The 25,184-nt window shown below is 38.2% G+C and carries 20 protein-coding genes, 1 other RNA gene and 1 pseudogene; 20 read left to right on the top strand and 2 right to left on the bottom strand.

Annotated features, from left to right (window positions below; genetic code table 11):
* The first annotated feature begins 117 nt into the window (after positions 1-117).
* The 3 genes from ACFXN8_RS00105 (at position 118) to ACFXN8_RS00115 (ending at position 3,589) form a co-directional block, all read left to right on the top strand.
* Positions 118-312 carry an endonuclease gene (locus ACFXN8_RS00105; protein ID WP_376073362.1) on the top strand — a complete coding sequence of 65 codons (195 nt, stop codon included), beginning with the start codon at positions 118-120 and terminating at the stop codon, positions 310-312.
* A 654-nt stretch (positions 313-966) separates the two neighbouring features.
* Positions 967-1,353, top strand: a complete 387-nt coding sequence (locus ACFXN8_RS00110; protein WP_386841805.1) for a YppE family protein — start codon at positions 967-969, stop codon at positions 1,351-1,353.
* On the top strand, positions 1,325-3,589 hold the full coding sequence (locus tag ACFXN8_RS00115) for a DEAD/DEAH box helicase (RefSeq protein ID WP_386841806.1): 2,265 nt from the start codon (positions 1,325-1,327) through the stop codon (positions 3,587-3,589). Before ACFXN8_RS00110 ends, ACFXN8_RS00115 begins: the two co-directional genes overlap by 29 nt.
* 174 nt (positions 3,590-3,763) lie before the next feature.
* Here the strand turns inward: ACFXN8_RS00115 and ACFXN8_RS00120 are convergent, their stop codons facing one another.
* Positions 3,764-4,354, bottom strand: coding sequence for a copper amine oxidase N-terminal domain-containing protein (locus ACFXN8_RS00120; protein ID WP_386841807.1), 591 nt, complete (start codon positions 4,352-4,354; stop codon positions 3,764-3,766).
* A 363-nt stretch (positions 4,355-4,717) separates the two neighbouring features.
* Here ACFXN8_RS00120 and ACFXN8_RS00125 point away from each other — a divergent pair.
* Positions 4,718-6,072, top strand: a pseudogene (locus tag ACFXN8_RS00125) (transposase).
* A gap of 388 nt (positions 6,073-6,460) precedes the next feature.
* Here ACFXN8_RS00125 and ACFXN8_RS00130 read toward each other — a convergent pair.
* Positions 6,461-6,667, bottom strand: a complete 207-nt coding sequence (locus ACFXN8_RS00130) for a hypothetical protein (RefSeq protein WP_386841808.1) — start codon at positions 6,665-6,667, stop codon at positions 6,461-6,463.
* 402 nt (positions 6,668-7,069) lie between these two features.
* Here ACFXN8_RS00130 and ACFXN8_RS00135 point away from each other — a divergent pair, with 402 nt between their 5' ends.
* The 16 genes from ACFXN8_RS00135 to ACFXN8_RS00210 all read left to right on the top strand — a co-directional run bounded on the left by ACFXN8_RS00135 (position 7,070) and on the right by ACFXN8_RS00210 (position 25,166).
* Positions 7,070-8,326 carry a ribonuclease H-like domain-containing protein gene (locus ACFXN8_RS00135; RefSeq protein ID WP_376073351.1) on the top strand — a complete coding sequence of 419 codons (1,257 nt, stop codon included), beginning with the start codon at positions 7,070-7,072 and terminating at the stop codon, positions 8,324-8,326.
* Between the two features lie 117 nt (positions 8,327-8,443).
* On the top strand, positions 8,444-8,737 hold the full coding sequence (gene gpsB / locus ACFXN8_RS00140; RefSeq protein WP_376073349.1) for a cell division regulator GpsB: 294 nt from the start codon (positions 8,444-8,446) through the stop codon (positions 8,735-8,737).
* A gap of 60 nt (positions 8,738-8,797) precedes the next feature.
* An RNA gene (gene rnpB, locus ACFXN8_RS00145) (RNase P RNA component class B) lies at positions 8,798-9,178 on the top strand.
* Between the two features lie 613 nt (positions 9,179-9,791).
* Positions 9,792-11,531, top strand: coding sequence for an EAL domain-containing protein (locus ACFXN8_RS00150; protein WP_376073347.1), 1,740 nt, complete (start codon positions 9,792-9,794; stop codon positions 11,529-11,531).
* A gap of 3 nt (positions 11,532-11,534) precedes the next feature.
* Positions 11,535-12,671, top strand: coding sequence for a THUMP domain-containing class I SAM-dependent RNA methyltransferase (locus tag ACFXN8_RS00155; RefSeq protein WP_386841809.1), 1,137 nt, complete (start codon positions 11,535-11,537; stop codon positions 12,669-12,671).
* Between the two features lie 85 nt (positions 12,672-12,756).
* Positions 12,757-14,664, top strand: a complete 1,908-nt coding sequence (locus ACFXN8_RS00160; protein ID WP_386841810.1) for an ATP-dependent DNA helicase — start codon at positions 12,757-12,759, stop codon at positions 14,662-14,664.
* A gap of 260 nt (positions 14,665-14,924) precedes the next feature.
* On the top strand, positions 14,925-16,355 hold the full coding sequence (locus ACFXN8_RS00165) for a histidine kinase N-terminal domain-containing protein (RefSeq protein WP_386841811.1): 1,431 nt from the start codon (positions 14,925-14,927) through the stop codon (positions 16,353-16,355).
* Positions 16,348-16,926, top strand: a complete 579-nt coding sequence (locus ACFXN8_RS00170; protein WP_376073341.1) for an ANTAR domain-containing response regulator — start codon at positions 16,348-16,350, stop codon at positions 16,924-16,926. Before ACFXN8_RS00165 ends, ACFXN8_RS00170 begins: the two co-directional genes overlap by 8 nt.
* 77 nt (positions 16,927-17,003) lie before the next feature.
* Complete coding sequence (gene eutH / locus ACFXN8_RS00175; RefSeq protein WP_386841812.1) at positions 17,004-18,248, top strand: ethanolamine utilization protein EutH; 1,245 nt, start codon at positions 17,004-17,006, stop codon at positions 18,246-18,248.
* 36 nt (positions 18,249-18,284) lie between these two features.
* Positions 18,285-18,626 carry an ethanolamine utilization microcompartment protein EutS gene (gene eutS / locus ACFXN8_RS00180; RefSeq protein ID WP_386841813.1) on the top strand — a complete coding sequence of 114 codons (342 nt, stop codon included), beginning with the start codon at positions 18,285-18,287 and terminating at the stop codon, positions 18,624-18,626.
* A gap of 10 nt (positions 18,627-18,636) precedes the next feature.
* Positions 18,637-19,134, top strand: a complete 498-nt coding sequence (locus ACFXN8_RS00185; RefSeq protein WP_386841814.1) for a EutP/PduV family microcompartment system protein — start codon at positions 18,637-18,639, stop codon at positions 19,132-19,134.
* 22 nt (positions 19,135-19,156) lie between these two features.
* A complete protein-coding gene (locus ACFXN8_RS00190) occupies positions 19,157-20,581 on the top strand; it encodes an ethanolamine ammonia-lyase reactivating factor EutA (RefSeq protein ID WP_386841815.1) in 1,425 nt (474 codons plus the stop codon).
* Positions 20,582-20,586: 5 nt separating this feature from the next.
* Positions 20,587-21,957: an ethanolamine ammonia-lyase subunit EutB gene (locus tag ACFXN8_RS00195; protein WP_386841816.1), complete on the top strand. Its 1,371-nt coding sequence runs from the start codon at positions 20,587-20,589 to the stop codon at positions 21,955-21,957.
* 9 nt (positions 21,958-21,966) lie between these two features.
* The gene (gene eutC / locus ACFXN8_RS00200; RefSeq protein ID WP_386841817.1) at positions 21,967-22,998 is read left to right on the top strand and encodes an ethanolamine ammonia-lyase subunit EutC; all 1,032 of its coding nucleotides are present in this window, start codon (positions 21,967-21,969) and stop codon (positions 22,996-22,998) included.
* Positions 22,999-23,009: 11 nt separating this feature from the next.
* Complete coding sequence (gene eutL / locus ACFXN8_RS00205; RefSeq protein WP_386841818.1) at positions 23,010-23,660, top strand: ethanolamine utilization microcompartment protein EutL; 651 nt, start codon at positions 23,010-23,012, stop codon at positions 23,658-23,660.
* Positions 23,661-23,675: 15 nt separating this feature from the next.
* Complete coding sequence (locus ACFXN8_RS00210) at positions 23,676-25,166, top strand: aldehyde dehydrogenase family protein (protein WP_386841819.1); 1,491 nt, start codon at positions 23,676-23,678, stop codon at positions 25,164-25,166.
* Positions 25,167-25,184: the final 18 nt, after the last annotated feature.

Genomic DNA, 25,184 nt, shown 5'->3' on the forward strand with positions numbered 1-25,184 from the left:
CAATTAAATTTTATCGAAATACTTCTTCTTTCAGCTAACTTACGCTTATTTTGTCACGCATGAAGGTAATTTTATACATGCGAGGAATACATAAATTAAAGCAAAGGAGGCGTTATTTTGAACAAGTTAAAACAATTAGTTGCGCAGTTGGATCTGGTCAATCAATTACTGTTAACAAGAGTGTCTTTGGAAAACAATGCACAGAGCATGCATTTTTTTAAGCAGCTCAAATCTGTTAGCCAGAAAGTAAGCTTAGCAGAAAAGAACTGGCAAGTAAAGAATGCTTGTTCGCCTATTAGTAGTGAAAAATGATAGACTTTGGTACACTTATCTCATATGCAATTTAAATAACTCAATATGAGCATTTTTCATACATTATTTGCCACCGAGAGTGATATACCTTGAATAAACCTCATCGCCAAAAGTTTGGGATGTCATTTTCTTGAAAGATATGCCATTTAACTAAGCTGATTGGAGAGGTGAGTGGGCGTCTCCTTGGTCACAGATGAGACCTTGAAGAGAACCAGTAAAGGAATGAAGGCAAAAAGTATCATGTCCTGTGATAATGTCTTTATGACCAATATCATGCGCTGTCGTTACGTTTTCATATAGTCGGAACGGAAATTAAATCCCACGTTATGGTGATGAGCCATAAATAAAGGCTGTTTTACATCATTGGAGTAAAATTACTCATATAGCATAAATAATTTTCGATTTTAAAATAGCAGGTTCGGAAAATTAGCTTAAAATGATACTATGCGTTTACGTTAATGTAGATGATTCTTCATTTAAAGGATGGATCCAACCTAAATACAAAAATATTTAAAGGCCCATCACCAAAGTTGGGAAGTTCATTGGGGATCAGGTTATGGATGAACCTTGGAGCGAGGGAGAGTGGAATGAATGCCAACGTAGCCAATCCCACGTTATGGTGATGAGCCTTCATTAATGAAATGAGGTGCGAAATTGTTGTTAATACAGCAAACTTCCAAATTAATAGATGAATGTGAAAAATGTGTTGCACGCTTCTGGCAAATGCGTGAGGAGAATCGTACTCCCGACTTTTTTGAGGAGGTTAAGCCATACGCAGATATCATTCACCAACTTTTAAAGGAATGGCAACAAGAGGCGAATGTGTGGATTCAAAAAAATCGACCAAAATATATGCATACACAACAAATTGCTTCAGCGGTCGAATCGATGGAGCAATTTGTTGTGCAATCCTTTTATAAAGAAACAAGTAAAAAGCGTTTTTTAGATGCGATTCATTCAACCTCGTATACGTTGGAAATTTTCGAACGGGTAGTGAAGGAGACACAAACAGATGTTATCGAAAAAAAGGACCATCAGTGAACTGTTAAACGAGTGGAGATATGATGAAGAACTGAAGGAACGTATTTTACACTGGCAAACGCTTGAAGGGCGTGAAGCTAAATATGCTCCATTCCCAGGAAATTTACATCCTTCACTTGTAAAGGCTCTCCAAACAAGAGGGATAGAACAACTGTATACCCATCAACGTCAGGCATTTGATTACGCTATGGAGGGGGTTTCCTTTACTGCCGTTACACCAACAGCGTCTGGAAAATCATATTGCTACCATTTACCGGTACTTCAAAAAATACTAGAGGATAAAAACTCACGCGCTATTTATTTATTTCCAACGAAAGCTTTAGCGCAAGATCAAAAAAATGATTTAAATGAATTAATCGAACAAAGCGGTGAAGAAATTTTAAGCTATACGTATGATGGGGATACTGCGCCAGGCATTCGCCAAAAGGTACGTAAGGCAGGGCATATTGTGATGACAAATCCGGATATGCTTCATTCGGGGATTTTGCCACATCATACGAAATGGGTTTCACTATTTGAAAATTTGCAGTATATCGTCATTGATGAGTTGCATACATATAAAGGTGTGTTTGGCTCACATGTTGCGCATGTTATTCGAAGGTTGAAGCGTATTTGTGAGTTTTATGGGAGTAAGCCGATTTTCATTTGTACATCAGCAACCATTAAAAATCCGAAAGAGCTAGCAGAAACTTTAACAAATGAAAGTCATGCCTTAATTAGTGATTCAGGGGCGCCTGTTGGGAAAAAGACATTTCTTTTTTATAACCCACCCATTGTTCATAAAACATTTGGCGTGCGTCGTAGTGCTGTTTTGGAGGTGAGTGACCTCGCTAAAAGATTATATACAGCAGGTATTCAAACCATTATTTTTGCTAAAAGTCGTGTGCGAGTAGAAATGATTGTGACGTATTTAAAGGAACTAACACGCAATAAGCTTTTAGATGAGTCGGTGCGAGGTTATCGTGGTGGTTATTTACCCTCTGAGCGACGTGTTATTGAACGAGGGCTTCGTGATGGTACTATTCAAACAGTAGTTAGTACAAATGCACTGGAATTAGGCGTCGATATTGGCCAATTACAAGCATGTATCATGACAGGGTATCCGGGAAATATCGCGAGTGCTTGGCAGCAAGCAGGTCGTGCTGGTCGTCGTCAGGACGAGGCGCTAATTATTTATGTAGCGCAATCAGCAGCACTTGATCAATATGTAGTGAACCATCCACTCTTTTTACTAGGCAGTGCACCTGAGGAAGCACGTATTTATCCTGAAAATATGTTAATTTTAATGGATCATTTGAAATGTGCAGCGTTTGAGCTACCATTTTCCACGCATGATACGTATGGTGAATATGAGATTCAGGAGCTACTTGACTATTTAGCGGAGGAAGGCGTTGTGTTTAAAACGAGTGAGAAGTGGCATTGGATGAGTGACCGTTTTCCGGCTCATGATATTAGTCTTCGTTCTGCTTCGCAAGAAAACGTTGTGATAATTGATATGACTATCCCTGCACAAACAAAGGTTATTGGTGAAATGGATCGCCATAGTGCGATGACATTGTTACATGAAGAGGCTATTTATTTGCATCAGGGCATTCAATTTCAAGTCGAAAAGCTTGATTGGGACGAAAAGAAAGCCTTTGTACGAGAAGTAGATGTCGATTACTATACTGACGCTAATTTAGCGGTCGAGATGAAGGTGCTAGAGGAAGATCGGAGCCGCGATTATAAAGGTGGTATTATTGGCTTCGGTGATGTTGGCTTGGTCGCACAGGCAACGATATTTAAAAAAATACGCTTCGGTACACATGATAATATCGGTTCGGGACCTATTCATTTACCACCAGATGAAATGCATACAAGTTCGTCTTGGTTATCATTCTCTGCGCTAGAAAAATGGTCGGAGGCCGAGCTTACGGACGCCATGACTGGTGCTGCTTATGCGATGAACGCATTCATTCCAATATTCATTCAATGTGACAGTAGCGATGTAGCAGTTGTCCCTCAGGTAAAGGCAACTCATAATGAGCAACCGACATTTTTTGTTTATGATAAATACCCTGGTGGCATCGGCTTAAGTGAAAAGGTATATGATTTATGGGAAGATTTATTAACTAAGACATTGGAGCATGTAGCAGGCTGTGCTTGTGAATCAGGTTGTCCATCATGTATAGGGGCTCAGGATAGCTTAGAACAAGCGAAGAAAAAAGTAATAGAGTTACTTCAAATTTTAAATTAGAGATAAAAAGAGGGCATGAGAGGAAAAAGTCTAGCACTATTCCATCATGCCCTCTTCTAGTTTACGAAATTGGAAAGATGCTTTAACGCAACTGTTGAATATCGCTCACAGGAAAGGTTTATAAAAAAGCAGCACCAAATAAAAAATGATGCTGCCCCATGCAATTCATACTAATTATTTTGTTGTAATAAATACAGCGTCATCAAAAGTAATATCTGCACCTAGTGCTTCGCTTACAAAACGTAAAGGCACCATAGTTGTTCCTTTATAAATTTCAGCTGCATGATTTAAATTAATTGTAGTTGTAACGCCGTTTGAATTAACGTAAGCTTTTTTATTTCCAACGCCAATGACAATTTTTTTATTACCTTTGTAGGCAGTCACTTTTTTTGTTGCATTGTCATAAGTAACAGTTGCACCAAGTGATACAAAAATAGCTTTCATAGGAACTAAAGTTGTTCCGTTTTTAATATAAGCACTTGGGTTGTAATATTGCTTAACATTATTGATATATACATCTACAGTTGTTAGTACTGGTTGTGGTGTACTTTGAGATGTTGGTTTTTTGGAATTTGTATTGGTAGAAGGTGCTACCTCGTTGGCTTTATTATGATAATGATACCCTGAGCAAAGACCTTTTGCTTTAGACTTTTCAGAACAGTTATGACCACCATTACTATCAAGACGACCTGGGTGTGCATCAGCCGTTAATGATGTCGCCATAAACAAAGACAACATTGTAATAAATAAAACTAATTTCTTCATGAATATCCTCCTATTAATAAAATATGGAATTATTATACTACAAAATGGATTATATTAACATGATTTTATTGCAAAAATTAGTTTTCGCGTGGAATGGATCTTATAAGCATTGATTTATTCAAAGTGTCGTTCTCATATTTGTTCAAAGAAAATAGACAACAATAATAGTTATCTATTAATCTTCAAAGCCTAGGTACTCAATTTATTTTTAAGTCTGGGCTTTTTTTATATTATAGGAGTTAATTTCATAATTCTAATCCCTTTAGCATCAGGGGTTCTGAAACAATAAAAAACGGGCACCTCCCCAAATTCGGTATAATGGTAGCGACCAAACTAAACCATACTGAATGAGGTGAATGCCCTATGACTATTGTAAAACAAATGAGCCTATTTGACATCCAAGAATTATTGGAAATGGAAAGTTCCCGTCGTTTTGATGCGATTTTTGCCACTTTCGACGTGCAACCTATTTTTCAGTTGTTTTTAAAAAGGACATTGCGTGGTGCCCCACGTGAACTAAACTATGGTGCGATGATTCAATCACTGATTATTCGCATTGTCGAGCGTATTCCAACGATCAAGGATTTAATCAAACGTTTGGTCAATGATCCTTTATTCCGTTTAGATGTGGGTTTCTTGTTTCGGATGTTGTGCCTTCTGAAGCGTCTTATTCCCGTATGATCGACGTCATTAGTCAATCAGATGTCCTTGATTACATGCAAGATACATTGATTCAAACAGCCTTTATAGAAGGGTTTCTTTGTGATGAGCACCTTGCGATCGATGCCACACATTTCGAATCACGCGATGCAGCGAAGCCTTCTGAGAAAAAAGAGCCTGCACCGCCCAAAAAACGCGGACGAAAATCGAAAGAAGAACGCGAGGATTGGCTTACGAAACAAGCAGAAATCGAAGCCAATCAGTCGACTTATGAAAAAGAAATTAGGCATCAAATCGATACACCACTGGAGACACTGTGGCAAGATGCGCCCATCGAACCGAATTGGGGCACCAAAAAGAACAGTGACGGCAAAAATACGTTTTGGTTTGGCTTTAAAGGTCATCTCGCCGTGACAACAAAAGGGCAATATATCGTTGGACGCCTCATGACATCTGCCAATTTGTCAGATAGTAAAGCCGCGATTCCTCTTTTAAAGAAAGTAGAGAACCAATTTCCTGAACATTTCACGACCGCTATATTCGATGCAGGGTATGATTATGAACCAATTTACCGTCAGCTACATAAGTATCAAATGCGTGCAGTCATTCCCTATAATGTCCGTAATGAAGGCGAATATCTTGAATTTGATGAGAATTTCAGACCGACATGTGTACGTGAACATAGCTACCGTTACGACAGCTTCGATGAAAAGTACCGCACACTAAAATTCACAAGACCAAAGGAATGTGCAACCTGTCCGTTACGTAATGATTCCCTCTGTCAGAAGAGTATCAAAATCAAATGTGACAAGGATTTACGGAAATTCACGTATCCAGCACGTGGCTCTGAACTTTGGAAACAACTTTATAAGGAACGTACCGCTGTAGAACGTGTGAATGCTTATTTAAAACAATATTTTCAGTTAAACAACATCCGTCATAGAACAGGAAGAAAAGCCAAACTTCATTTCAACCTGGTGACGTTTATTTATAATGCCTGCAAGTTGGCAGTGGATCGTCTAAATGCTTTATTACAAGTACAAACTCAAGCAGCATAGATTTTAAAAACGTAAGTTTTCTTCAAAGGAGCAGTCTAAGCTCTTGGAACATATGATTTATGAAATTGATTCTATAGGGGTATTTATTCATAAATTTTTGAGATTTAGTGCTTTTTACGGAAGTGTACTGTTAATTTATTTAGTCGTTAGAATATTTTTGGGGAACATCATTTTTAAACTTCTTAGCCTCTGATGATTTTTTTCTCCAATATCTAAAGCATCATTATTAACTAAGTTAAATTTACCTAAATTATTATTAATTAATGCATACTGTCCTATTGAGTTTTGTTTTAAAAACAAAATGTAAGAACTTTTTTCCTTGAGCTCTTTATAATGGTTGGTGACTAACTTTCTCTTCCCTGTACTTCGCCCTACAATTCCAACGGGTTCAATAATACTCTTTAGTTGGAGATGCGATAATAATGAAATCTGCCGCAGCATCCAGTTCTTCAGAAGTTTTAAATGTTATTTCATTTGCGTCTACCTGAACCTCTGGAATCGGTTTTATTATCTTCATTATTAATAATAAAGATAAAAAGATTATGAGTGTAACAACTATTAGTGTGATAACGCGTTTCGAAGTAGTGTTCAGCATACTACCCCCAAAAAATTTATCCACTTCCTAATTAATTCTTTCTAGCTGATTCTGGACGCAATTTATGCCGAGGCATAAATGATCAAGAAGTGTCCAATTTCGTGAGCAGCATTAGAGACAATTCCACTATATTCCAATTTATAATTATTCATTGTATTATAATACATCCTAACTGTACCGTATAACCAATCATCGTCCACGGAGGCTTCATAAGTATAGCCCTTTACATTTACCCGCTAAAAGCTGTTCTGAAGCGAAAGGGAAGTGACAAGAACACTCGACTAGCTTTACTACTTTTACCTTCTCTTTGTGCAGAAGCTAAAAGAGCGTTATGATTACAGTATGTGAAGAAATAATACTAAAAGTTTTAGCAATTTAATATGCAGAAAATGAGTGAAGATAATGTCTTACGAAAATAAAATTTTACAAATGAAAAAAATGCTCGGTAAAAAAACGACAACAACTTTAAAAAAAGAGATTAAACCTGCTTATCAAAAACCTGTTGCTCCAAGCTATACTGAACGGTGGGAAAAAGCGGGACTGACAGTTGTAGAAAATGAATTTGGTATTGTTTTTAAACGACAGGTGCGTTATCCATTTAGTTATCAGCATGGTGATTATAAATTGCAGTCATTTTTTGATGCATTAGTAAAATGGCAAGAGGCAAAGTTCGAACATCCATATGCGTTAGAAATGAATGAAAAAGTATTGTTTTTTGATACGGAAACGACTGGCTTAAAAGGAGTAGGCACACAAATTTTTCTTTTAGGCTTTTTAGCAGTATCAGAGGAAGATGAAAGCTTTATTTTAACTCAATATGTTTTAGCGGATCCAGCTCATGAGGCAGCGTTACTTTTTGAATCAAAGCTTTGGCAAAAAACAGCGACAGTTATTACTTACAATGGAAAAAGCTTTGACTGGCCGCAACTTGAAACACGTTGGACGCTCCACCAAAAAGAATTACCTAAGCTACGTACACAGCGGCAAATCGATTTGTTGCATAGTTCAAAGCGTTTATGGAAAAATGATATGGAAAGAATGAAATTAAAGTCTGTGGAAGAAGAGAAGCTTGGCTTTTCCCGCATTGGAGATATACCTGGATATCTTGCACCAATTATTTATTTAGATGCCGTCAAAAGCGGTGCTCCAGATGCACTGATGAAAGTCCTTCTTCATAATGAATGGGATTTACTTTCACTTATTACGCTTTATGTTCATTCTACAAATTTGCTATTTGAAGAGACGAGTGAAGAATCGGCGAAAACATTTACAAATATTGGTAAATGGTACGCCGATTTAAAAGAGAGTTCGCAGAGCGTAAAGGTTTTAGAAAAGGTTACGACCCAATTTGATGCACTTGAAGCAGGAAATGCACAATATTATTTGGCGATACAGCATAAAAGAAATAAAAAGTTTAGTGAAGCGATCGATGCATTTGTGGCTTCTCTACATTTCGTTGATCAACGAAAAAAGTTGCATGTATTAGAACAGCTAGCTATGATATATGAGCATCAAATGAAAGAATATGACCAGGCCCTTTATTATACGCAAGAGGGTATAAAACTAATTAAGAAGAATGAGCAATGGAGAGTAGAACAAAAGCAAAAATGGGGAATTTCTTGGGAAAAGAGGTTACTCCGGTTAGGCAATAAGAAATAATTTCCCGGGTAAGCGCAAAAAACGACAAGTTTTGCCTTACAATTGATATTTTCAGACGATATAATGTGATGAAGTATGCTATAATGAAACGACGTAGTGTGAGGAAGGGCGATGTGAATGGATATTAAATTAACGTCAAAAATGATCCTTGAAAAGGAATTTAAGAAAAACTTTAAAGGCTACAATGTAGAAGAAGTCGATTCATTTCTTGATGAGATAATACAAGACTATGAAGCGTTCGAAAAAGTGGTGGCCCAACTTCGTGAAGAAAATAAACAGTTAAAAGAAGAAATTGATAATACGCCTAAGAGACAACCTGTCGCATCGACATCTGGTACGACAAACTTTGATATTTTAAAACGTCTTTCTAATTTAGAGAAACACGTCTTTGGTAGTAAGTTGTACGAATAAATTTTGTCAATTATGTTGTGTTTATCATAAAACTCTAGTATAATCTTTTTTATCATCATGAAATTCTGGTAATCGCTGCGGCGCTAGACGTCGTAGAGGAAAGTCCATGCTCGCACGGTTCTGAGATGACCGTAGTGTTCGTGCTTACTGAAAAAATAAGGTAAGGCAGCTGTAAAAGCTGACGGCGGAAGGAAAACCTAAGTCTTAAGGATATGGTTGAAACTTCCTGAAAGTGCCACAGTGACGTAGCTTGCTTGGAAACATGCAAGGTGGAACGAGGTAAACCCCACGAGTGAGAAACCCAAATTATGGTAGGGGCACTCTCTAAAAGGAATTGAACGGATAGAGGGACAGAGTTCGCTCTGTAGATAGATGATTACTACCCGGTCGTACGAGGCGATAGCTGTTTGAGTACTCGGGAACAAAACATGGCTTATGGAATTTTTTGATGCTTATTTATGAAATGACAAGCGCTCTCCAATTTGGTGGAGAGCTTTTCTTTTGACTATAGTAAGAAAAAGTTACTTGTTAATCATGTCTAGACATGCGCGATATACGTTTGAGAATAAGGCTGTACACTGTTGGTCATGCTTCTGTCGCTACGATTCGAAACAAAAACATCTAGATTAATTATGCCTCGGCATAATTGCGTCCAGAATCGGCTTTGTGCTTAGGCCTGCACGATGCAGGTCAGTTAGCCGTTATCGCATGGATGCGATGATTTTAGGCTAACATCCCCTAAGAACTCCTTTTCGATTCTGTGACATCCGCCGGAGGCTTTAACTTCTTTCAGCGGGTGTTTGGGCACACGCTGAAAAGTAGCTTAAATCCGCATTTATCTCCCCCTAAAGAGGTGGGAGACTTTTGCACCTGTCGCTTCGCTTTGGTACAAAAGACATTTGTAGCTGACGCTTTACTTTCGCTACAGAAAACATTTGCTGAAAGAAGTTAAACGATTATCGCAACGATGTACATATTGTCTACATAAGAGTAGACTGGCGCAAAAGCGCTTTTCTAAAAAAAGTAGTAAAGAGAGATAGGATGGAGCGGAATCATGAGCGGAGTGAACGATAGTCTGGAGAAGCTAAATTCGATTTCCAAGTATCCTATTGCCTTAATGACAAAGATCTTCGAAAATGTATCTGAAGGCATCATGATCACGGATAAGTATAAAAGAATAGAATTGGTCAATCCTGCATTTGAATTTGTAACTGGCTATAAGCGTGATGAAGTGATTGGAAAAACGCCAGCCGTTCTACAGTCAGGTGTACATGAATTGCAATTTTATTTAGATATGTGGCAAAAGATACGACAAGAAGGCATTTGGCAGGGGGAAATATGGAATCGTCGTAAAACCGGAGACGTATATCCAGAATGGTTAACAATTGTTGGTGTAGCCAACGATGAGGGAGAGATGACAAATTACTGTGGCATTTTCTCAGATTTGTCTGAAAGAAAGATCGTAGAAAATGAACTAGAAAAGCGTTTGTTAACTGACTCATTAACGGAAGTATCCAATCGATTTGCTTATATTGAAAGAATGGATAATCTATTAGAATCAACTTCTGCAATTTCTCATTCAGTACAGCATGCAGTCTATTTTTTAGATTTAGATCGATTTAAGCAAATTAATGATACGTTAGGTCATGCTGTTGGAGATACCATTCTAGTAGAAGTAGCAAAGCGCTTAAAAACATTGTTAAAAAATAAAGATATCATTGCTAGATACGGCGGTGATGAGTTTATTATTACGTTGACAAACGTAAAAAATGCCAAAGAAGCTGCAAATTTTGCTGAACAAATTATTGGGATTATTGAACAGCCTTTGGATATTAATGGTCAAGATATTTTTATTTCTACAAGTATTGGTATCAGTATGTATCCAATAGATGGTGAAACAACAGAGCAATTGATTCATTGTGCCGACAAGGCAATGACTTATTCGAAAAAGAATGGTCTTAACGACTATGCTTTTTATTTTGATGAATTGAAGACTGACTCTCAGCGTGTTTTATTATTAGATTCAGAACTACGGAGAGCTATTGAAAACCGAGAATTTGAGCTGCATTTCCAACCTAAAATATCTGTGGAAAATGAAGAGATTCAAGGGTTAGAGGCTCTTGTACGTTGGAATAGTGAAAGATTGGGATTTGTCTCGCCAGCAGAATTTATTCCTTATGCAGAGGAAACCGGATTAATCATTCCTTTAAGCGAAGTAATTATAGAAAAAGCTTGTGAAGCAGTGATAGAGATGCGTCAATCTGGCTATAAGACTCCAGTTGCCATCAATATTTCCAGCATTCACTTTAAGCAACAAAACTTTTTAGACTCTGTTCAAGCAATATTAGAGCGTTATAACACACCTGCTAACAATTTTGAAATCGAAGTTACAGAACGAACAGTGATGAACAGTGCAAATGAAACGGTTAGCAAGCTTGTGCGACTCAAGAAAATGGGCTTTAAAATTTCGATAGACGATTTTGGGACAGGCTATTCGTCTCTTAGTTATTTAGTTCGTTTCCCCCTTGATTATTTAAAAATCGATCGAAGCTTTATTCAGCATATTGGCTCACTCGATGAAAAACAGGCAGTAGTGGATGCGATTATTCAAATGTCGCATCGCTTAAAAATGAAAGTTGTTGCTGAAGGTGTAGAACAAGCACAACAAGTGGATATACTACGTAAAATGAACTGTGATATAATCCAAGGCTATTATTACAGTAAACCTTTACCGCTTCACGAACTTATGGAGTTTCTAGAGTATTGGGAAATTGAACATCAAGGAAGGAATTAGTGTATGGCAAACTATAAATTAGTAGCAACTGCTGCAATGGGATTAGAGTCGATTGTAGCACAAGAGGTACAGGCATTAGGCTATGAAACAACAGTCGAAAACGGCAAAGTGTATTTTGAAGGTGACGAAACGGCCATTGCACGAACAAACTTATGGTTACGTGTAGCAGACCGAGTAAAGATTGTTGTAGGACAGTTTCCGGCTAAATCTTTTGAACAATTGTTTGAAAGTGTAAAAGCTTTACCTTGGGAAAAATATTTACCCGTTGATGCAGCTTTCCCAGTATCGGGGAAGTCTGTTAAATCCAAATTATTTAGTGTACCAGATTGTCAGGCTATTACTAAAAAAGCAATTGTTGAGCGTATGAAACATCATTATAAGCGTTTAGGCTTTTTAGATGAATCTGGTGCAACTTATAAAATTGAAGTTTCAATCTTAAAAGATGTGGCTACACTTACTATTGATACATCGGGTGTGGGCTTGCATAAGCGTGGTTATCGTCAAGCGCAGGGCGAAGCACCATTAAAAGAAACATTAGCAGCGGCACTCGTACAAATTTCAAAGTGGAATCCGAATCGACCGTTTGTTGATCCATTTTGTGGTTCGGGCACAATTGCTTTAGAAGCAGCAATGCTTGGACAAAATATTGCACCGGGTTATAATCGTGAATTTATTTCAGAGGAATGGCCATGGATGAAGGCGAAAATTTGGGATGCAGTGCGAGATGAAGCAGATAGCATAGCGAACTATGATCAACCATTAGAAATTTTCGGGTCTGATATCGATCATCGCATGGTGAGTATTGCACAAGAAAATGCACTAGAAGCGGGCTTTGGTGATATGATTACGTTCAAGCAAATGCAAGCACGTGATTTTACAACACAGCTAACAGATGGTGTTATGATTGGTAATCCACCATACGGGGAACGTATTGGGGACATTGAGATCGTGGAGCAGGTCATTTGTGATTTAGGAAAAGTCATGAAAAACTATCCGACTTGGTCTGTGTACATGCTATCCTCAATGAAAAACTTTGAGGAACTGTACGGTCGTCAATCGACAAAGAAACGTAAATTATTCAATGGCTTTATTGAAACGAATTATTACCAGTTCTGGGGACAAAAGTCTAAAAGAGATTAACGAATGATAACGGAAGATAAGATTTTTTCTTATCTTCCGTTTCGTCGCGTATAATAGGACCAGATAGTTAGAGGGGGAACGTCAATTGCGTAAATCTTTACCATTTGTATTAACGAAGGACCGCTCATTTTTTGAGTCATTAGGTGACTGGATGGGGGACGTCCTTTACGATGAATTACCTGAAAAGGGCTTTGAATGCCGTGATGAGCAAATTTTTATGGCTTATCAAATCGAGCAGGCCCTAAAAGAGAAAAACGTGCTTTTTGCAGAGGCTGGGGTAGGGACTGGTAAAACAATTGCCTATTTACTACCAGCTGTATCTTATGCACGCTATACTGGTAAACCAGCCCTGATCGCATGTGCTGATGAAACCTTAATTGACCAGCTAGTAAAAGAGGGCGGCGATATTTATAAGCTACAAAAAACGTTAGGTCTTGAAATTGATGTACGCCTAGCAAAGTCACGAGACCAATATTTATGCTTAAAGCGTTTTGAGGAAGCCGAAAAAGTAGAAACCGATGAATGGATCGATGATATTTCGTTTTCTATTCCTGATGGAGTATATGCACAGGGCTCGATGATTGCAATACAACCTTATGGTGAGCGCAGCGATTATCCAACAGTCAGTGATGAAGATTGGCAAAAAGTAAATTACAACTCGATTATGCAGTGTTCAGTATGTGACCTACGAAATCGATGTGGTCAAACATTACATCGAGCACATTATCGTAAATCAGCGGATCTCATTATTTGTTCACAAGATTTTTTGATGGAACATTTAGCTACAAAGGAGTCACGTGAACGTGAAGGGCAATTAGCTTTATTGCCGGAAGTATCAATGATGGTGCTAGACGAAGGTCATTTATTAGAGTATGCTGCACAAAAAGCAATGACGTATAAAGTACAGGCGACAACAATTGTTCAATTGTTAGAGCGTTTAATGGTAGATGGTGTGCGAGAACGTACATTATATGCAATGGAAAAATTACAAGATGACCATGAGCTATTTTTTGACCAGCTACGAGATGATTTAGTCGCTTCAGAAGAAGACCGTAAACGTATTAATAAATCGCCAAATCTGTTGAAATACGGGAAACAACTTATTCATGATGTCGAAACATTACTTGAGGAATTTGTCTTTGAATCAGAGATGTATATGATTCCGGAGTATGAATTAAATATGGCAGAGGAGTATTTAGAACAATACGAGGCTTCTTTACGTATTTTTGTAGCACAGGGAGATGCAGTTGACTGGTTAGAGGAAACGGATGGGGAAGAAACACTTGTCATTATGCCGCGTCTCATCACAGAAGTGTTAGAAGAGAAATTATTCTCTAAAAAACTTCCAATCATATTTTCTTCAGCAACTTTATCAGTCAATAAAGATTTTTCATATATTGCCTATAGTTTAGGGATTCGTAATTATCAATCGTTTTCTGTTCCCTCTCCATTCGATTATGAAGAAGTTATGCGTATTTATTTACATGAGCTATCTCAAAAGCAGAAAACGGCACGGGTTCAACAGCTATTACGTGATGGTGAAAAAACATTAATTTTATTTAAATCAAAACAAGCAATGTTAGATTTCAAAGCGGAACTACCTCTTATGGAACGAATGTATGTAGCGTTCGAGGGGGACCGTGAACTATCAGGAATTGTTCGTGATTTCCAAGAAGGCACGATCAAAACATTATGCTCCTATCATTTATGGGAAGGTCTAGATTTGCCGGAGGAGGCATTAACTCGGGTTATTATTTATGATTTACCTTTCCCTCCACATGATCCATTATTTGATGCGAAACGTACATTTGCAGAAAATCCATATGAAGAAGTGGAATTACCATTTATGCAACTTCGTTTACAGCAAGGAATGGGGCGTTTAATTCGTACTTCAAACGACCGCGGAGATATCCATATTTTGCTGAATGAAGAAGAGGCAAAGCAGCGTGAAACATTTGGAAATATTTTAGCTGTTACACCGGAAATATTGTAGAAAAAAGCGAGATTGCACCTGTTGCAGTCTCGCTTTTTTTATATATTAAAATAACGTTCTTATCGTGAGATAGCGATGGGTTTGAAAAAAGTGTTGAATATTTCTCTTTTAGGCTATATAGTTCTATGTAATGCAACGAAAATTATTAAAATAAATTATTTTTTTTATTGAAAATAATTTTGCAAAAGGTTTATAATTAATGATGACAAGAAATTTTAGAATAATCAAAATTAATATTTGGTTATTCTGTGATAGGGGGTTTGAGCCTGTCGAACATTCAATCATTGTGTCGAAAATATACGAGCTTATCTGCAACAGATATAGAAAAGTTAAAAGAAATAGAAGCAACATTATCGTACTATGCTGAGTTGACAGATTGTTATATGTTCATAGATTGTATGATGGAAAACTTACCGCATGCAATTGTTGTGGCAGAGGCATTCCCAAAAACAGAAAGAGGCTTATACGAAAAATCTGTAATTGGCAAATTTGTCTTTGAAAGCTTTGAGCCAGCAGTATTTGCTGCTTTTAAAAATAAGGAAAAATCGTCAATGACTAGAGCGATCACACAGGAAGGTATAACGGTTGAACAAAACGTTGTTCCTCTCTTTAATGACCAACAACAAGTTATGGCAGTGTTAATCCAGGAAAAAAAGGTGGATATGCAAACAACACCTAAAGATGATTTTCAACAGATGCCTTTTGCGTTAATTGAGCATATTGTAGAGCCAAATGCTCAACCGATTCCAGTAGTTTCTGATTTGCTAGTGGAATCAGTTATTCTCACAAATCATGAAAATAAAGTCATCTATAGCAATCCTGCAGGCTACCGATTTATATCGGAGCTATCCGGGCTGAAACATTTTGATAACGTTGCATTGGATAAGATTTTACCTTTTTTACAGGAGGTCTATGATAAAGGCGATGATGTCTTTTTCTTAGAAATTACAATTGATCGTAAATCCTTTATTGTGAAGAAAATTCCTATTCGTAATCAAAACGATAAAGTGACACTCCTCATAATTCATGATCTTACAGAGCTTAAGCTGAAAGAAAATGAATTAATGATGAAAACATTTGCTATAAGGGAAATTCACCACCGAGTGAAAAATAATTTACAAACAGTTACAAGTCTCTTGCGCTTACAAATGAGAACTGACTTGTCAGCTTCAAATGCAAGTGCTTTTCAGGAGGCATTAAATCGAATATATAGTATTTCATCTGTTTATGAACTTATTTTAGAAAATGAGGATAATGCTGAAGAGAAAGTAGACATTATCGCATTGTCTAAAAAGATTGGACATAAAATGGTTGGGACATCCAACACATCATCTATTCAATTAACCTTCCATCACGATAATATACAGTTATTTTGTCATTCTAAAAAAGCTGTTTCGCTCGCTTTGATCATCTGTGAGCTACTGCAAAATGCAATGAAATATGCTTTTATAGGTCGTGAAGAGGGAACAATCGATATCCGATTTCAACAGGATGCTTCCACTATTTCACTTCATATTTCTGACAACGGCGTTGGAATGCAAGAGGTGAAGTCATCATTTGGAATGGAGATTATTACAAGGCTTGTTGAATATGATTTAGTTGGCACATTTTCAATTATCCCTAGTGAACAAGGTACACATACTCAAATCCAGTTCCCTGTAAGTGAGGAGGTATTTATCCTAAATGACTAGGAAAGTTATGATTGTCGAAGATGAGTCGCTTATTGCAATTGATTTGAAGTTTATGCTAGAGGATCATGGCTACGAAGTAGTAGCGCAAGCGAATAATGGGGAATCAGCAATTGAGTTGGCTTATACATATAAGCCACAGTTAATCTTAATGGACATTAAAATGCCAGAGCTAGATGGTTTAAAGGCAAGCAAAATTATTGAACAGCAGCTAGGTATACCGGTGCTATTTATATCCGCATATAGTGAAAAAGAATTGTTAATGTACATGAAGCAGGACAATGTTTTAGGCTATGTTATGAAACCGTTTTCTGAGAAGAATGTCCTTCCAGCGTTGGAAGTGGCATTTCACCAGATTGATAAGTTCAATCGTCTAAACGGGGAATTGCTGCATAAGCAAACTGAATTAGAAAAGCGAAAAATAATCGAACGAGCAAAAGGTTTGCTCATGCAGTCAGAGAACCTTAGTGAGGATGACGCTTATAAAAAAATTCGCAGTGAGAGTATGCAGACTCAACAGGAAATGGTGCTTATTGCAAGGCGCATTATCAATACCTTACAAGTAAATAGTTAAGCAAAGACGCTTTAAAGAGATTTCCTCTTTAAATGCGTCTTTTTTTTATAAATTAATTAAAGGGGGGAATGAGAAGGATGGCAATGGTAGGAACGGTTATCGTTTATATTATTATGATTTGTGCAGTTTTAGGAGCAATTGGAGCAATTCGAGATGCTGAATATGGAATCGGTAAAGAGTTTATGAATGGTATTCATACGGTTGGACATATTTTTGTACCTGCTGCAGGGATCATGGCAGCTATACCTTACTTAACGTGGTTTATAAGTCATTTTATTAGTCCGATTTTTGAATGGATTGGTGCTGATCCAGCGATTGCAGCAACGACAATTTTAGCGTCGGACATGGGAGGATATCAATTAGCAAATGCGTTAAAAGAGTCCTATGAAGGATGGGTCATGGCTCTAGTTGTCGGATTTATGTCAGGTGCAACAATTGTGTTCTCTATTCCAATGGGTCTTGCCATGTTAGATAAGCGGGATCATAAATATATGGCTTTAGGTATTATGGCGGGTGTTTTAACAATTCCGATTGGCGCATTTATTTCTTCTATTTTGATTGTGATGTTTAATACAGATGTTCGAGAAGTAATTAGTACAACAGCGGCACCAACATATGTTTTTGCCATATCTGTTTTACAAATATTAATTAATTTATTGCCTTTATTTATTTTCGTCGTATTAATTGCGTTAGGTCTAAAACTAATTCCAAATGGCATGATCAAAGGTTTCATGATTTTTGGACGTGTGATGGATGCTGCTATCAAGCTTGTGCTAGTGTTCTCGATTGTAGAAATTTTCACAGGTATTTTTACAAAGGTTTTTGGTGCATGGGGCTTTGATCCGATCATGGCAGATAAAGTCGATCAATTCCGGGCACTAGAAACAGCTGGATACATCGGTATTATGCTAGCGGGTGCATTCCCAATGGTGTACTTAATAAGAAAATATGCATCGAAACCTCTAGAAGCAGCAGGTGAAAAATTAGGCCTATCGTCAGTAGGGAGCGCAGGTATTTTAGCGACAATTGCTAATATTTTAGCCATGTTTACACTTGTTCGACATATGCCACCGAAAGATAAGGTCATTAACATTGCCTTTGGAGTTTGTTCAGCATTCCTTCTAGGAGATCATTTATCATTTACGGCTAACTTCCAACCGACCATTATTTTACCTGTTATTGCTGGCAAGTTTTTAGCGGGTGTTATCGCAATTATATTAGCCTATAAGCTATCTGTTCCAACCGCTCTAAGGCTAGAACAAGAGGATCGCAAGGCAGGCATTATTAAAGAAGGTGAATATCTAACAGAGCAAAAGTCTTGACTAAATGAACAATGAACTAGAAAGAGGTGATGACGTGTGAGTGAAGAAAAGAAACGGTTTATTCAGGAGTTTGTGCCAGGAAAGCAACTAACATTAAGTCATCTAATTGCAAATCCTGACCCTGATATGTTTCAAAAGTTAGGTATTCAAGAAGCAGGTGCACTAGGCATCATGACATGTACACCGAGTGAGACAGTTATTATCGCAGGAGATTTAGCAACAAAGGCAGCCAATGTAAGACTAGGATTTCTAGATCGCTTTACTGGCAGTCTCGTTATTGTTGGCAGTGTCTCCGAGGTTGAAATGGCAATGTTAGAGATTAATCGTTTTCTATCAGAGAAGCTAGGCTATACACCATCAAAAATAACGAAGTCATAGGATGTGCCGTATGAAAAATCGAGTAATGATCATAGGTGGTGTGCAAGCAGGTAAGTCGACACTGATGAATGCGTTATTGGGGAAAGATGGACAAGCCAATAAAACACAGGCGCTCGTTTATGATGATTGGATTGTTGATACACCAGGAGAATATCTAGAAAATCCGATGTATTACAGAAGCATTATGGCAACATCGCTTGAAGTGACACATGTGATTTATTTGCAGGATGCCACGTCATCAAGGAGTGTTTTTCCTCCGCAATTTAGCTTAGGAATTCCGAAAATACAAATTGGTGTCATTACAAAAATTGATGCACCACATGCAGATGTAGAAAGAGCAACAGCTTTATTACAAAATGTCATGACGCATGGTCCAATTGTGAAAACCTCTTCGTGGCAAAAGCTTGGTATTGGGTTTATTGCGCCACTTATTCAGCTCAATTCTGACGAAGAAATTCGCCAATTTGTGAAGGATCGTGATAGTCCTTATCTCATGTATTGCCCTTAAGTGGCGAGAGGGGGAGAGTAAGTTGAAGGCAGAGAAAATTTATAGTGCAGGCATTGATATTGGTACAAGTACAACAAAGATGGTTGTCAGTAGTTTTCTGTTGAAAAACGTTGCAGGTGTAACGCATGTGCCACGCATAGAAATTATTGAAAAAACAGTTCTACATCAAAGTCCTATTATTAAAACACCGTTTATCAATAAAGAAATTATCGATATGGAAAAAATCGAGCAATTTATTTTTCAGCAATATCAATTGGCCCAAATTTCACCAGCAGATATTGCAACAGGTGCCATTATCATTACAGGCGAAACTGCAACAAAGGAAAATGCCAGCGAGGTTGTTCATGCGATTGCAGATTCAGCTGGACACTTTTTAGTTGCTACAGCTGGCCCCGATTTGGAAGGTATCATTGCAGCAAAAGGCGCAGGTACCTTACAGCAATCTAAAAATACGGCCAAAGTTATCGCAAACATCGATATCGGTGGTGGTACAGCAAATATTGCGGTCATGCAGTTCGGAGAAGTAATTGGTACGTGTACATTGCATGTCGGAGGGAGACTCATAGAATTTCAGAATGGCATTGTCCAATCGATATCACCACCCATTATGAAATTGATGGAGAAATGGTCAAATCCATTAAAAGTGGGTGATGCAGCAGAGGATGTACGTGTCTCACAACTAATCCAAGAAATGGTGGATATAGTAGCGGCATCGCTAAGTGGACAATTGACAGATGAACAGCATCCGTTATTGCTAGGACATTTGCCAACTTGGGATAAACCGGTTGAAGCAGTCGTTTTTTCCGGTGGCGTAGCGGCCTGTATTTATGAAAATGAATGTACAAACCGTCAGTATGATGATATAGGCGAAAAATTGGCGACAAATCTTTTACAGCATGAACAGTTACAATCCTTTTTATGGCTTAAACCAGAGGAAACAGCGCGGGCAACGGTGACTGGTGCAGGTACCCAAACAACTGAGATTAGTGGTGCAACGATACAGGTAGATGCGGAAGTATTGCCTTTAAAAAATGTGCCTGTTTTCGATTGCCATATGGATACGAACAGCAAAGAATTCGATTATGCGGTAAAAACAGCTGTTGACCGAGCTGATGTTCTATTTTCTATACAAGAGAATCGCTCTCCATTTGCACTCTATTTTAGTCAGTTACCATACTTAAGCTTCCAGGATGTCCATGCATTATGTGAGGCTATTTTGAAGCACTTAGCGATGAGAAGCTCCAAGGAAATACCAATTATCATAGTCATTCAATCAGATTATGCAAAAGTTATTGGGCAAACGATACGAGCAATCAATCAAACAGTTCCCATCATTTGCATTGATCAAATCAAAGTCGAAACAGGTGATTATATTGACATTGGGGAAGTACTACCAGCTGGTGTTGTCCCAGTCGTAGTGAAAACACTTGCTTTCCACTCAAAGTAAGGAGGATGAATGTGAATCTATCGGTGATATTTGGTGGAGAAAAATATAATTTTAAATCATTAAAAGATGTAATGGCCAAGGCCAATGAAGAAAAATCAGGAGATCAGTTAGCTGGAATTGCGGCTGAATCTGTCCAGCAACGAATTGCGGCGAAAGCCGTTTTAAGTGAGCTGTTAGTGAAGGATATAAGAGAAAATCCATTAGTGCCTTCTGAAAATGATGAAGTGTCACGCATTATTGAAGGTGATATCAATGAGCAAATTTATGGAGAAATTAAAAACTGGAGTATCGAGCAACTAAGAGAATACATTTTATCCAATGAAACGGGCGATCGGGAATTAAAACGATTAAGCAAAGGTATGAATTCAGAAATTATTGCGGCCGTTACAAAGCTGATGTCCAACTTAGATCTCGTCCATGCCGCCAATAAAGTAGAGATACTGTCAACTTGTAATATTACGATCGGACAAAAGGGCACACTTTCCTCAAGATTACAGCCGAATCATCCAGCAGACAATATTGACGGGATTATTGCCTCATTAAAAGAGGGCTTGTCCTATGGTATTGGCGATGCGGTCATAGGGATTAACCCAGTAGATGATTCCGTTGAAAGTGTGAAAAAAGTATTGCAAGCGACAAAGGAGTTTATCACTGATTGGTCGATTCCTACACAAAACTGTGTGTTAGCGCATATTACAACACAAATGAAAGCCATTAAACAAGGCGCACCAGCCGATATGATTTTCCAAAGTATTGCTGGAACAGAAATTGCTAATCTCTCGTTCGGCATTTCTGCTGACCTAATAAGAGAAGCAGAAGAGCTTGTGAAAAAGCAAGGAACAGGAACTGGCCCGAACTTATTCTATTTTGAAACTGGACAAGGTTCGGAGCTATCTGCTGAGGCACATATGGGTATTGACCAAGTAACACTTGAATCGCGCAATTACGGCTTTGCTAAACATTTTAATCCGTATATTGTGAACACGGTTGTGGGCTTTATTGGACCTGAGTATTTATACAATAACAAACAGGTTATACGTGCAGGACTAGAAGATCACTTTATGGGCAAAATGCACGGTATCCCAATGGGCGTTGATATTTGTTACACAAACCATATTAAGGCAGACCAAAATGATGTTGAAGATTTAAGTGTTTTACTAACAGCTGCTGGTGTCAACTTTATTATCGCTGCACCAATGGGCGACGATGTCATGCTGAACTATCAGTCAATGAGCTTCCATGATGTCGCTACATTACTTCAAACGTTTGGTAAAAAACCAGCACCTGAATTTCTAGCGTGGTTAGAAAAAATGGGCATTTATGAAAATGGTCGTCTATCTGCAAGAGCTGGCGATTTATCTATATTTGAAAGGTAGGTGAGTCCATTGAATGAACAACTAGTAGCAATGATTACACAACTCGTTATGGAAAAGATGGGCAATCATGAGGCAGACGAATCTTCTCATGACACGGCTGTACCAATAGAAGAACAAAAGGAAACACTTATTAAGTTCCACGATACGGTAGCCAATGCTAATTATGCTGATGAGGTAGTAAGTCCGAGCACAATAGAACAATCAAATGAACCATTAATCAAGCTTTATCATACTGAATCAAGTAATCATGAACAATCATATTACAGCGCAAGTAATGATGAATCGACTTACACTTCAGTACCTATCACAGCCTTTAAATTTGAAGAGGATGAAGTGTCTGAAAGTGTTCAAGCTGCTAAAAAGCATACACCTGCAAGAATAGGTGTTGGGAGAGCTGGGACAAGACCAAAAACAAAAACTTGGCTAAAGTTCCGACTCGATCATGCAGCGGCAGTAGATGCAGTTTATGGAGAAGTGACAGAAGGGCTACTACAAAAGCTCGATGTCTTTCAAGTAACATCAAGAGTGACAGATAAGGAAGAATACATTACTAGACCAGATTTAGGTCGTCGTTTATCAGATGAAGCAAAGACACTTATTCAATCGAAGTGTAAAAAAAATCCAAAGGTACAAATCATTATGTCTAACGGATTAAGTGCAAGTGCGATTGAAGAAAATGTGCAAGATGTTTTCTTAGCGTTACAGCAAAGCCTTCGTAATTTGAATATTGAAATAGGAACGACTTTCTATATTGATAAAGGGCGTGTTGCTCTTATGGATGAAATTGGCGAACTTTTACAAGCAGAAGTGATCGTTTATCTAATCGGTGAACGTCCTGGCCTTGTATCTGCTGAGTCAATGAGTGCCTATATATGCTATCAACCTAGAATGGGCACAGTAGAAGCTGATCGAATGGTCGTTTCGAATATTCATAAAGGTGGTATCCCACCATTAGAGGCGGGTGCTTATTTAGGAACAGTCGTGCAAAAAATATTGCATTACAAGGCTAGTGGAGTAGGTCTTGTGGCAAAAGAAGGTTAGGGGGCCAAACAATGAATCCTCAAAAAATTATGGCAGAAATTTTGGCAATGCAAATCATTCCAAGAGTGAATAGTGAACTAGCGGAGCAATTAGATTTAAAGCCATATCACAAGAGCATTGGACTCGTCACTCTAACAATAGATGATGTTGGCTATGTAGCGTTGGACGAGGCTACGAAAAAAGCAGATGTTGATGTTGTGTATGCGAAAAGCTTTTATGCTGGAGCGGCACATGCATCTGGCCCATTGTCTGGTGAAGTAATTGGCATCATTGCCGGTAGCACGCCTGATGAAATACGCAGTGGTTTCGATGCGATTCAGCAGAAAATTCAGTTTGATACGTATTTTGAAGCCATCCTTCAAAATGAAAACCACGCTCTTTTTGCACATACTGTAGCAAGTTGTGGTACGTATTTGGCTGAGCTAGCAAACATTAAGGTTGGAACAGCTCTTGCTTATTTAATAGCACCTCCACTTGAAGCTATCGTAGGTTTAGATGCTGCATTAAAGGCGGCAGATGTAGAGCTAAAGGTTTTCTTTGGTCCACCATCTGAAACCAATTTCGGTGGCGGTTTAGTAAGTGGTAGCCAATCTTCCTGCCAAGCTGCAGCAAATGCTTTTAGAGAAGCTATTGAAAATTTAGCGAGAAACCCAGTTGTTTAGAAAGGAGGGGCTTTAGTGGCCACACTAGATAAAGATTTATTAGCAATTCAAGAAATGAGAGACGCCGTGAGACTTGCCAATATTGCACAGTCTGCTTACATGCAGTATTCACAACAGCAAGTAGATCATATCGTCAAGGCTGTTGCGGATGCCGCATTTAAAGAGGCAGAACGTTTGGCAAATATGGCTGTTCAGGAAACAGGGATGGGCATACCTAATCATAAAAAAATGAAAAATGAGGTAGCCTCTAGAGATGTCTATGAAGATATTAAAGATTTGAAGACTGTTGGTGTCGTTGGTTTCGATCGAATAAAGAAAGTGACAGAGATTGCTAGTCCGTTTGGCGTAATCGCGGGCATTGTACCAACGACAAATCCAACATCAACTGCAATCTTTAAAACACTTATCTCATTGAAAACTAGAAATGGTCTTGTCCTAAGCCCACACCCATATGCGGTTGATTGTACAAAGGAAGCTTTAGAGATTTGTAGAGTAGCTGCAGAAAAAGCAGGAGCACCGGAAGGATTGCTACACTGTTTAACAATGTCTTCTATGGAAGCTACACAGCAATTAATGAAGCACCCAGATATTCACTTAATTTTAGCGACTGGTGGCGGTGCGCTAGTAAAAGCAGCCTATAGCTCAGGCAAACCTGCTTATGGTGTAGGGCCAGGAAATGTTCCAGCTTACATTGAAAAATCGGCGAACATATCCAAATCTGTTCGCCAGCTTGTACAGAGTAAGTCTTTTGATAACGGCACAATTTGTGCGACAGAGCAATCAATTATCGTAGATAAAGTCATTGCTGAGCAAGTTTTAACAGAGTTAAAGAAAAACAATGCGTATATTTTGAGTGATGAAGAGAAGGTGAAGATGGAGAAGCTGATTTCTCCTATCCCTGGGAAGGTAAATCCTCAAATTGTAGGGAAGTCAGCAGCTTGCTTAGCAGATTCTATCGGTATTACCGTGCCGGAAGATACAAAAGTACTTGTTGGTATGGAAACGATGATCGGTAAGAACATTCCATTTTCACTGGAAAAACTATCACCGATATTTGCGTTATATACAGTCGAGGACAGTACAGAGGCCAAACAGGTGATGATTGATTTACTTAACATTGGTGGACGCGGGCATACATGCTCGATTCATACAGAAAATACAGCTTTAGCTGAGCAGTTTTCAGTCGAATTACCGGTGTCTAGAATTGTTGTTAATACATTATCATCCATCGGCGCTGTTGGTGGAACTACAGGCTTAGCACCATCCTTCACATTAGGATGTGGCACGTTTGGTGGCAATATTACGTCCGATAACATTACAGCGAGACATTTATTGAATATTAAACGTATGGCTTATGGCATTAAAGATGTAGAAGTGCCAAAACCAGAATTTTTGGCAAAACCAGTAGTAGAGAATAGTAAGGCACAAGATCCATCTTTGGATACAGCGGTGGTTCAACAAATTGTTGATCAAGTATTAAAACAAATCACATTACAAAATAAATAATTTGGAGGAATGACAAAT

This window comes from Lysinibacillus sp. NPDC059133 (assembly GCF_042755925.1).
In the GTDB taxonomy this organism is placed as follows: domain Bacteria; phylum Bacillota; class Bacilli; order Bacillales_A; family Planococcaceae; genus Lysinibacillus.